Origin of the sequence: Niallia circulans (assembly GCF_007273535.1) — a bacterium.
Taxonomy (GTDB): domain Bacteria; phylum Bacillota; class Bacilli; order Bacillales; family Cytobacillaceae; genus Niallia; species Niallia circulans_B.
The window spans coordinates 3471462-3483320 of the sequence record NZ_RIBP01000004.1 but is presented as its reverse complement, the minus strand read 5'-3'; the positions used below and the strand labels follow the sequence as shown (position 1 = coordinate 3483320).

Annotated in this window: 7 protein-coding genes; all 7 read left to right on the top strand. The window is 40.1% G+C overall.

Annotated elements, in window-relative coordinates; genetic code table 11:
- Positions 1-10: 10 nt before the first annotated feature.
- The 7 genes from CEQ21_RS25320 to nusA all read left to right on the top strand — a co-directional run bounded on the left by CEQ21_RS25320 (position 11) and on the right by nusA (position 11855).
- Positions 11-805, top strand: coding sequence for a phosphatidate cytidylyltransferase (locus CEQ21_RS25320; protein WP_185766929.1), 795 nt, complete (start codon positions 11-13; stop codon positions 803-805).
- A gap of 89 nt (positions 806-894) precedes the next feature.
- Positions 895-2037 (top strand): 1-deoxy-D-xylulose-5-phosphate reductoisomerase, encoded by a 1143-nt coding sequence (locus CEQ21_RS25315; RefSeq protein WP_185766928.1) that lies wholly within the window; start codon positions 895-897, stop codon positions 2035-2037.
- Positions 2038-2052: 15 nt separating this feature from the next.
- Positions 2053-3321 carry an RIP metalloprotease RseP gene (gene rseP / locus CEQ21_RS25310; protein WP_185766927.1) on the top strand — a complete coding sequence of 423 codons (1269 nt, stop codon included), beginning with the start codon at positions 2053-2055 and terminating at the stop codon, positions 3319-3321.
- Positions 3322-3410: 89 nt separating this feature from the next.
- Entirely contained in the window at positions 3411-5111 is a 1701-nt protein-coding gene (locus tag CEQ21_RS25305) for a proline--tRNA ligase (RefSeq protein WP_185766926.1), read from the top strand.
- A gap of 195 nt (positions 5112-5306) precedes the next feature.
- Positions 5307-9629 carry a PolC-type DNA polymerase III gene (locus CEQ21_RS25300; protein WP_185766925.1) on the top strand — a complete coding sequence of 1441 codons (4323 nt, stop codon included), beginning with the start codon at positions 5307-5309 and terminating at the stop codon, positions 9627-9629.
- A gap of 297 nt (positions 9630-9926) precedes the next feature.
- Positions 9927-10397 carry a ribosome maturation factor RimP gene (rimP, locus tag CEQ21_RS25295; protein ID WP_185766924.1) on the top strand — a complete coding sequence of 157 codons (471 nt, stop codon included), beginning with the start codon at positions 9927-9929 and terminating at the stop codon, positions 10395-10397.
- 327 nt (positions 10398-10724) lie between these two features.
- A complete protein-coding gene (gene nusA, locus CEQ21_RS25290) occupies positions 10725-11855 on the top strand; it encodes a transcription termination factor NusA (protein WP_185766923.1) in 1131 nt (376 codons plus the stop codon).
- The last annotated feature ends 4 nt before the right edge of the window (positions 11856-11859 follow it).

Here is an 11859-nt window from a genome sequence, read left to right as displayed (position 1 = left end):
TTGTGAATGTATGAAACAGAGAACTATAACAGGAGTACTTGCAGCAGCTGTGTTTATCCTGTTTATCTTGCTTGGTGATGTGCCGTTAGTGCTGTTCACATTTTTAATTGGCGCCATAGCTTTATATGAGTTGCTGAAAATGAGAAAACTGCACTTATGGTCATTTAGCGGCATGCTTTCCTTGCTTGTAACATGGATATTTATTCTTCCAGATGAGTACATCGGTTTTCTCGCTGATTGGAACTTGTCAAAAACAGAAATTGGATTGCTTGCAATCCTCCTTTATTTAAGCTATATGGTCGCATCAAAAAACAAGTTCACATTTGACGACGTCAGCTTTTCTGTCCTTTCCGTTCTTTATATCGGCGTGGGCTTTCATTTCTTTGTACAGATTAGCAATAATGACCTGACAATTCTTGTATACTCCTTGTTTATTATTTGGGCAACAGATTCAGGTGCCTATTTCATTGGACGAGCTTTCGGCAAAAGAAAGTTGTGGCCGGAAATCAGTCCAAATAAAACAGTAGAAGGTTTTGTTGGGGGCATTGTATGTGCTGTAGTCGTTGCGGTTCTATTTTATGTGTTCGGCTACATAGAATGGTCTATAATACCTTTAATCACAATTATCTTGTCTATTTTTGGACAAATTGGTGATCTGGCAGAGTCTGCATTGAAGCGCCATTATGGTGTGAAAGATTCTGGGAGAATCCTGCCTGGGCATGGCGGTATTTTAGATCGTTTCGACAGCTTATTGTTTGTATGGCCACTGCTTTATTTTATTTTAGACATGCTAGGTAAGCTATAATCGAATAATCTGGGAAGATTGTCTCTATTTAATAATGTATACAAATAACAAAAGAAAAAAGAAATGCAACATGGTCTGGGAGTGAGACAATGAAACATATAAGTTTATTGGGAGCAACCGGTTCGGTTGGGACACAAACATTGGATGTTATAAGAGAGCATCCAGAAAGCTTTAAGCTTGTCGCCTTTTCATCAGGTAAAAACTTGGAGCTGACAAGAAAGATTATTGCAGAATTCAAGCCTTCACTTGTATCAGTATTTGAAAAGGAAGATTGTGATACATTAAAGGCTGAATTTCCAAATACAAAAATTACGTTTGGCCAGGAAGGTTTGGTCGAGGTTGCTGTATTTGATAAAGCAGAAGTACTCGTCAATGCTGTATTAGGTAGTGTTGGCTTGTATCCTACTTTGCAGGCGATTGAAGCTGGCAAAACAATTGCCATTGCAAATAAGGAAACTTTGGTGACTGCAGGTCATTTGGTAATGGAAGCAGCGCAAAAGAATAACGTTTCCATACTGCCTGTTGACAGCGAGCATTCAGCTATTTATCAATGCTTACAAGGTGAAAGAGAAAAGAATATTGACAGATTAATTATTACAGCGTCTGGCGGAAGCTTTCGTGATTTGTCCAGAGACGATTTAAAGCAGGTAACAGTGGAGGATGCATTAAAGCATCCAAACTGGTCAATGGGTGCAAAAATTACGATTGATTCAGCAACAATGATGAACAAAGGGTTGGAAGTTATTGAGGCATTTTGGTTATTCGGATTGCCTTATGATAAAATTGATGTCTTATTACATAAGGAAAGTATCATCCACTCAATGGTTGAGTTCCATGACAGCAGTGTTATTGCCCAGCTTGGCACACCAGATATGAAGGTACCTATTCAATATGCACTTACATATCCGGATAGACTGCCACTTCAATCGTCAGAACGATTGAATCTGGCGAAAATCGGGAAGCTGCATTTTCAAGATATGGATCTTGAACGCTTCCGTTGCCTGCATTTTGCGATTGAAGCGGGAAAAGCTGGCGGTACGCTGCCGACTGTCCTTAATGCTGCCAATGAAGTGGCTGTTTCCAGGTTCTTGAAAGGGGAAATCAGCTTCCTGCAAATTGAGGAGCTGATTGAAAGTGCGTTGAATAATCATCGTTCTATTACAAATCCAAGCCTTGCCATTATACAAGAGGTTGATCAAGAAACGAGAAAAATTGCAAGCACACTTCTATAAAAAGGTGGTTATATATTGTATACAGTAGTTGCTTTTATTATCATTTTCGGTGCGTTAGTGTTTTTTCATGAATTAGGGCACTTCGTGTTTGCAAAAAGGGCAGGCATTCTCTGTCGGGAATTTGCAATAGGATTCGGTCCGAAAGTCTTTTCTCAGAAAAGAGGAGAAACCACATATACTATTCGTCTGCTTCCATTAGGCGGATTTGTACGCATGGCGGGAGAAGACGCTGAAATGATTGAGATTAAAGCAGGACATCGGATTGGACTGCTTTTTGGCAAAGATGGCAAGGTTGAGAAGCTTATTCTCAACAATAAGGAAAAATATCCAGATGCCAGAATAATTAATGTAGAAGCTGCAGATTTAGATCATGATTTAGTAGTCAAAGGATATGCAGAAGACGACATTAATGAAGAACTGCAAGTGTTTGAGATCAACAGAGAAGCGGTTATTATCGAAAATGGTATTGAAACACAAATCGCTCCATATGACCGTCAGTTTAATAGTAAAACGTTATGGCAGCGTACAGTAGCAATATTTGCTGGACCAATGATGAACTTTGTTCTAGCATTTGTCGTGTTTGTCATTATTGCACTGACACAAGGCATGCCATCAAATGAGCCCCAGCTTGGGAAATTAACGGATGATGGTGTAGCAATAAGCGCGGGCTTAAAAGAAGGCGACACTGTTCTTAGTATTGATGGTCAATCGGTTTCTACTTGGAAAGATGTTGTTACTATCATCCAAAAGAGCCCAGGTGAAGAGTTAGAATTCCTGCTGGTCCGTGATGGGAAAGAAATGACTGTTGATGTTACTCCTAAAGAAACGGAAGTGGAAGACGGAGAAAAGATTGGACTTGTTGGTGTATACAGCCCAATGGAAAAATCGCCGTTAAAAGCATTCCAGTATGGTTTAACTGAAACATATACTTGGACAAAGACCATCATCGGTGCAGTTGGAAAACTGGTAACAGGGCAATTTTCGATTGATGCATTGAGTGGACCTGTCGGCATTTATAAATCAACGGACACGGTTGCGCAATCAGGCATCTATTCACTGATGAGATGGGCTGCTATACTTAGTATTAACCTTGGAATTATGAACTTATTGCCGCTGCCGGCTCTTGACGGCGGAAGATTATTCTTCTTTGCGATTGAGGCAATAAGAGGGAAGCCAATTGACAGGCATAAGGAAGGAATTGTCCACTTCATTGGCTTTGCATTGCTGATGCTGTTAATGATTGTTGTTACTTGGAATGATATTCAACGTTTCTTTCTTAAATAAATGTTTTTTAGGACTTGAATGGGTGAGGTGAATGTGGACCTCACCTTCATTCATGACCTGTTTGTATAATATAAATAGAGGTGCTTATAATGAAACAAAGTAAAATGTTAATCCCGACTTTAAGGGAAGTTCCAGCAGACGCAGAAATCAAAAGCCATCAGCTTCTTTTGCGCTCAGGCTATATTAGACAAAACGCAAGCGGAATTTACTCTTATCTTCCATTGGCTAATAAAGTACTTAAAAAAATAGAGCATATTATCCGTGAGGAGATGGATAACTCCGGATCAGTCGAATTGCTTATGCCTGCTTTACAGCAAGCAGAGTTATGGCAAGAGTCTGGCAGATGGTATTCTTACGGACCAGAATTAATGCGTTTGAATGATCGTAATAATCGGGAATTTGCGCTTGGTGCAACACATGAGGAAGTAATTACTAGTCTTATTAGAGATGAAATTAAGTCCTACAAACGTTTGCCGCTATCACTTTATCAAATTCAAACAAAGTTCAGGGATGAGAAGAGACCTAGATTTGGAATTTTACGCGGACGCGAGTTTATCATGAAGGATGCTTACTCCTTCCATAGCTCTCATGAGAGCTTAGGTGAAGTATATGATGCCATCTTCCAAGCATACTGCAATATTTTTGAAAGATGCGGTTTAAACTACCGCGCAGTTATCGCTGACAGTGGAGCAATGGGTGGTAAAGATACACATGAATTCATGGCTCTGTCTGATGTCGGAGAAGATACAATTGCTTATTCTACGGAATCTAATTATGCGGCAAATATTGAAATGGCTCCTGTTATCACTTCTTATCAAAAAGAGGACAAGCCACATGGTGAGCTTGAAAAAGTGAAAACAGAAAATGTTAAAACGATTGAACAAGTTGCATCATTCTTGAATGTTGCCGAAAATGAATGCATTAAGTCATTGCTGTTCAAAGTAGATGACAGCCATGTTCTTGTGTTAGTTCGCGGCGATCATGAAGTGAACGATATTAAGCTGAAAAACCTGCTTGAAGCAACAAATGTAGAGCTAGCTGATGCAGGAGAAACAAAAACAATTTTAGGCTGCAGTGTTGGCTCATTAGGTCCAATCGGTGTCAAAGACGTGCAAGTAATTGCTGATAGTGCTGTTCAATATATTGTTAACGGTGTTTGCGGGGCAAATGATGAAGATTATCATTATATGAATGTGAACCCAGACAGAGACTTTGCTGTTAGCCAGTATGCTGATTTGCGTTTCATTCAAGAAGGAGATGTTTCTCCAGATGGTAAAGGTTCAATCGTATTTGCAAAAGGGATCGAAGTTGGTCATGTCTTTAAGCTAGGTACACGCTATAGTGAAGCAATGGGTGCTAGCTACCTTGATGAAAACGGCCGTTCACAGTCTATTATTATGGGCTGCTACGGAATTGGTGTTTCTAGAACAATGGCAGCAGTTGTTGAGCAATTTAATGATGAAAAAGGTATCGTTTGGCCGAAAGCAATTGCACCATTTGATTTGCATTTGATCACAGTTAACGTGAAAGATGAGGCTCAAACAGAGTTGACAGACAAGCTATATAAAAGCTTGAGGGACAACCGTTATGATGTGCTTGTTGATGATCGTGCAGAAAGAGCAGGAGTTAAGTTTGCTGATTCTGATTTAATTGGTTTACCAATTCGCATCACTGTCGGTAAAAAAGCGGCAGAAGGTATAGTTGAGCTGAAAGAAAGAAGCAGCGGTGAAGTACATGAAGTTCATGTAGATGAACTGCTTGAAACTATTTCTAAGCTTTTTGCAAATTAAGTAAATAAAGCTACAGCCTTCGTTATAAGGCTGTAGCTTTTTTCATGATTTGCTTAATGTGAGCAAAGTCTTGCTAGTTCTCTAAATTGCCAACATTTAAGCAGTCTTTATTCCTAAAAGTAAAAAAAGATTATGATATAATGTAGCTTGGACAATGTGCCAGGATAGAAATTAAGAAAAGTTAGGGGAGAACAAATGGCAGGAATAGAAGGGAAATTGGAACGATTTCAATTGCTATTACAGCAGCTTCAATTAACAGATGATGCGATTGTATCCCATTTTCAAAATGCAAAAATTGACAAGATTATTATTGAAAGAAAAGCGAAGAAATGGCATTTTCATTTTTTGTTTGAAAACATTATTCCTTATAACATATACCAGCTGTTTACAGATAAGCTAATCAGCAACTTTGAGCATATTGCATCTGTAACATTTAACATAAGTGTCCAGCAAGGTCTTGCAGATGAAATACTTATAAGGGATTACTGGTCTGCGTGTATCGAACAAATGCAGGGAATTGCACCACCGCTCATTAAGCTGCTCAATGAACAAGTGCCTAAGATTCAGGGTAATAAATTAACCATCTTTGTTAATAACGAAATGGAAGGATTGGCCATTAAGCGCAAATATGCTGATATGATAGCAAATGCTTATCAGTACTTTGGCTTCCCGACCTTAATGATTGATACAGAAGTGGCACAACAGGAAGCGAATGACGCGTATGCTCAGTTCCTTGAAGCGAAGAAAATAGAGGACCAAGAACGCGGCAAGCAGGCAATGCTTGATATTCAGAAGATGGAAGCTGACAAAGAAGCGGGAGATGCGAGTATTCCATCAGGTCCGCTTTCCATCGGCTTAACGATTAAGGATGACAGTGATTATCGACGCCTTGAGGAAATTGTTGATGAGGAAAGACGTGTAACGATTGAAGGATATGTATTCTTCGCTGAAACAAAAGAGCTTCGCAGTGGACGAACATTACTGACATTTAAGATAACAGATTACACCAGCTCTATTATGGTGAAGATGTTCTCAAGAGACAAGGAAGATGCTGCATTATTCCAGCTTGTTAAAAAGGGAATGTGGCTCAGAGCCCGAGGCAGTATTCAAAATGACACCTTTGTCAGAGACTTAGTTATGATCGGAAATGATTTGAATGAAATAAAGCCTGTGGAAAGACAAGATACAGCTAAAGAAGGAGAAAAACGAGTCGAGCTCCATCTCCACACACCAATGAGCCAAATGGATGCTGTTTCATCTGTCGGCGCACTTGTCGGCCAAGCGAAAAAATGGGGCCATAAAGCTATTGCTATAACAGATCATGCAGTGGCGCAATCATTCCCAGAAGCGTTCGGTGCTGGAAAGAAAAATGATGTCAAAATTTTGTACGGTGTTGAAGTTAACCTAGTCGATGACGGTGTGCCAATTGCCTACAATGAGAAGGATATAGTTTTAGAGGATGCGACATATGTAGTATTTGACGTTGAGACGACTGGTTTATCTGCCGTGTACAATACAATTATTGAATTGGCGGCTGTGAAAATCCATAATGGAGAAATTATTGACCGTTTTGAATCATTCGCCAATCCACACCACAGACTGTCGGCAACGACTATTAATTTGACTGGAATTACAGATGATTTGGTTCAAAGTGCTCCTGAAATCGATATTGTTTTGCGTAAGTTTAAAGAGTGGGCAGGAGATGATATCCTTGTTGCTCATAACGCATCCTTTGACGTAGGGTTCATCAATGTTGGCTATCAGAAAGCTGGTATGCCAAAAGCAGATAATCCTGTCATAGATACGTTAGAGCTTGGTAGGTTCTTGTATCCAGAAATGAAAAACCACCGCTTGAATACACTTGCCAAGAAATTCGATATTGAATTAACACAGCATCACCGCGCGATTTATGATGCAGAAGCAACAGGTTATTTAGCATTAATAATGCTAAAGGATGCACAGGAAAAAGGCATTATAAACCATAATCAGCTTAACGAAAATATGGGTCAAGGGAATGCTTATCAAAGAGCCCGCCCATATCATTGCACACTGCTTGCCCAAAATGATGTTGGGTTGAAGAACTTATTTAAGCTCGTTTCGATATCCCATTTAAACTACTTTTACCGTGTGCCGCGCATCCCTCGCTCTGTCCTGCAAAAGCATCGAGAAGGACTGCTTGTCGGTTCAGGCTGTGATAAAGGGGAAGTATTTGAGTCGATGATGCAAAAAGCGCCGGAAGAAGTTGAGAATGTAGCGCCATTCTATGATTATTTAGAGGTTATGCCGAAAGAAGTGTATGCTCATTTAATCGAAATGGAGCTTGTACAGGATAAGAAGGCACTTGAAGAGATTATTGGCAATATCGTTAAGCTCGGCGAAAAGCTGGATATTCCAGTTGTCGCAACAGGTAATGTGCATTACCATAATCCGAACGACAAAATATACAGACAGATATTGGTCGGCTCACAAGGCGGTGCCAACCCGTTGAACAGGCATAAGTTGCCTGACGTTCATTTTCGGACGACAAATGAAATGCTAGACAGCTTCCGTTTCTTAGGAGAACAAAAGGCAAAAGAAATTGTAGTTGCAAACAGTAATAAGATTGCCGACATGATTGATGTAATCAAACCGATTAAAGATGATTTGTATACGCCGAAAATTGAAGGTGCGGACGAAGAAATGCGGGAAATGAGCTACAGCATGGCCAGAAGCATCTACGGTGATGAACTTCCCGAAATAGTAGAGGCACGGCTAGAGAAGGAACTGAAAAGTATCATCGGCCATGGCTTCGCCGTTATTTACTTGATATCTCACAAGCTCGTGAAAAAATCCTTGGATGATGGATACCTAGTAGGGTCGCGTGGATCTGTCGGATCTTCATTTGTTGCGACAATGACCGAAATCACCGAGGTTAACCCGCTGCCACCACATTATGTGTGTACAAGCTGTAAACAATCAGAATTCTTCAATGACGGTTCCGTCGGCTCAGGCTTTGATTTACCTGACAAAGACTGCCCTGACTGCGGAATTAGATATAAAAAAGACGGACATGATATTCCGTTTGAAACCTTCCTTGGGTTTAAAGGAGATAAGGTTCCTGATATAGATTTGAATTTTTCTGGAGAATATCAGCCAAAAGCCCATAACTACACAAAGGTGCTGTTTGGAGAGGAATATGTTTACCGTGCAGGAACGATAGGAACTGTTGCGGATAAAACTGCTTATGGATATGTGAAGGCATATCAGCAGGATAATAACCTGCAAATCAGAGGTGCTGAAATTGACCGGCTTGCTTCAGGCTGTACTGGTGTTAAGCGAACCACCGGTCAGCATCCAGGCGGTATTATCGTAGTTCCGGATTATATGGACATTTATGATTTCTCGCCAATTCAATTTCCGGCAGATGATAGAAATTCAGAATGGAAAACAACGCACTTCGACTTCCATTCCATCCATGATAATCTGTTGAAGCTTGATATTCTTGGACACGATGATCCGACCGTAATCAGGATGCTTCAGGACTTGAGCGGCATTGATCCGAAAACAATCCCGACAGATGACCCTGAAGTAATGAAAATCTTCAGTGGCACAGATTCGTTAGGTGTTACAGCAGAACAAATAAATTGTAAGACAGGTACATTCGGTATCCCAGAGTTTGGTACGAAGTTTGTGCGCCAAATGCTTGAAGATACAAAACCGACAACATTTTCAGAGCTTGTCCAAATTTCTGGACTTTCACATGGTACTGACGTTTGGCTTGGTAATGCCCAAGAGCTGATTCACAATAATATTTGTAATTTGAGTGAAGTTATTGGGTGTCGTGATGACATCATGGTCTATCTAATTTATCAAGGATTGGAGCCAGCATTCGCTTTCAAAATCATGGAAAGTGTACGTAAAGGGAAAGGCTTGTCTGACGATATGGAAGAGGAAATGCGCAAGAATGAAGTGCCGGAATGGTATATAGATTCTTGTAAAAAGATAAAATACATGTTCCCTAAGGCGCATGCTGCTGCCTACGTTCTAATGGCCGTAAGGATTGCTTATTTTAAAGTGCATCTTCCGCTCCTTTACTATGCAGCATACTTTACCGTAAGGGCAGAAGACTTTGACGTAGATGCAATGGTGAAAGGATCGCATAGCATTAAGTCAGTTATTGATGAAATTAGTGGCAAAGGCCTTGATGCATCTACAAAAGAGAAAAACTTGCTGACTGTTATGGAATTGGCATTTGAGATGGTAGAGCGTGGTTTCACTTTCACAAAAGTCGATTTGTATAAATCAAGTGCTAGCGAATTTATTATAGAAGGGGATTCGTTAATTCCTCCGTTCAACAGTATTCCTGGACTTGGAACAAATGCAGCCTTGAATATTGTACGAGCTAGACAAGACGGTGAATTTTTGTCGAAAGAAGATTTGCAGCAGCGCGGAAAGGTGTCCAAAACAATCATGGAATATTTGGATAATCACGGCTGCTTGGGTGACATGCCTGATCAAAACCAGCTGTCACTATTCTAAGATAAAGATGTACTGAATGATGAGGTCAATGAACCTTGCTGTACCAGACTTCTATTTGCATAAATAGTGTGGTTATGGTATAGTTTAGTTGGAAATACTAAGGATAACTTTCGCGAATGGAGAGTGGGGCAACCCACTCTTTCCTGTTGTATGCAGCTTTTTGCATATAGGTTTGCATGGCAAGAACCCCAGCAAATCTGCGAAATAATCACTAATTAGGTTAGACAAGAAAAGCATCCCACTTTAGTTTGCATTCTTGCCTCAATAATTTGTTCCTTGCTTAAGGAGGGAAAAAGTTTGAGCAAAGTAACAGGAATAGTCGAAGAAATGGTTAATCCCATATTAGATGAACTTAACTTAGAGTTAGTTGACATTGAGTATGTTAAGGAAGGTCCTAACTACTTTTTGCGTGTTTTCATTGATAAGGACAACGGTGTGGATATTGATGAATGCGCTGCAGTCAGCGAAAAACTAAGCGAAAAACTGGATGAAGTCGATCCGATTCCAGAAAACTATTTCTTAGAAGTATCTTCTCCTGGTGCCGAAAGACCACTAAAGAAAGACAAGGATTTCCAAAAAGCAATTGGGAAAAATGTACATATTAAAACATATGAACCGATTGACAACGAAAAAACGTTTGAAGGAATTCTTACAAGCTTTGATGGAAATGTTGTCACAGTTGAAGTGAAAATTAAAACGAGAAAGAAAACCATTGAAATTCCTTATGAAAAAATTGCAAAAGCAAGACTTGCAGTAATCTTCTCATAAGAACAAGGAAGTGCTTTGGCTTAAATCTAGCCAAGCACTTTTGCACTTATTTATTTTTGCGTCAGCCCTTAACCCTTCGAACACTTCAAGTCAGACCAAGAAGTCAAAGAACGACTTCCTGTCTCGACTCTCCAGTGTCTCTCAGGTTTGAACAAAGGGCTTCCGCTCTATATCAAACAAGCGTCAGCCCTTAACCCTTCGAACACTTCAAGTCAGACCAAGAAGTCAAAGAACGACTTCCTGTCCCGACTCTCCAGTGTCTCTCAGGTTTGAACAAAGGGCTTCCGCTCTATATTTTCCATTGAGGTTAAAGGGGGATACACTCTCATGAGCAGTGAATTAGTTGATGCTCTGGTATTGCTTGAGAAAGAAAAAGGGATTTCGCGTGATGTTATTATTGAGGCTATCGAGGCTGCTCTAATTTCAGCATATCGCAGAAATTTCAATCAAGCGCAAAATGTTCGTATAGATTTAAATTTAGGTTCCGGCACAATGCGTGTGTTTGCACGTAAGGAAGTTGTCGATGAAGTATTTGATACTCGTTTGGAAATTTCATTGGAGGATGCTCAAAAGGTAAATCCAAACTATGAAGTGGAAGACGTTGTTGAATTGGAAGTGACTCCGAAGGACTTCGGTCGTATTGCTGCGCAAACTGCGAAACAGGTTGTTACACAGCGTGTACGTGAAGCAGAAAGAGGAATCATTTATTCTGAATTTATTGATCGCGAAGAAGATATCATGACAGGTATCGTTCAGCGTCAAGACAGCAAATTCATTTATGTGAGCTTAGGAAAGATTGAAGCAATCCTGCCTGCAAATGAGCAGATGCCAAACGAATTCTACAAGCCACATGACCGAATTAAAGTATTTTTAACAAAAGTTGAAAAAACGACAAAAGGTCCACAAATTTATGTTTCAAGAACACATCCAGGCTTGTTGAAGAGATTGTTTGAAATGGAAGTACCTGAAATTTATGATGGAACTGTTGAAATTAAATCTGTTGCGCGTGAAGCTGGTGACAGATCGAAAATCTCCGTTCACTCTGAAAACGAAGAGGTAGATCCAGTTGGATCATGTGTTGGTCCAAAAGGTACGCGTGTACAAACAATCGTTAATGAGCTAAAAGGCGAAAAGATCGATATTGTACAATGGTCCCAGGATCCAAAAGTGTTCGTTGCTAATGCTTTAAGTCCATCTAAAGTGCTTGAAGTTATTGTGGATGAAGAAGAAAAGGCTACAACAGTAATCGTTCCTGACTACCAATTGTCACTTGCAATCGGTAAAAGAGGACAAAATGCTCGTCTTGCTGCAAAGCTTACTGGCTGGAAAATCGATATCAAATCAGAAACTGATGCAAGAGAAGCTGGGATATATCCTACAGAATCATCTTTGTTGACATTTGATGATGCAGACGAGGATGAGGAAGAGTTTCGCTTAAACAGTGAAGATTTAGATTGATTGG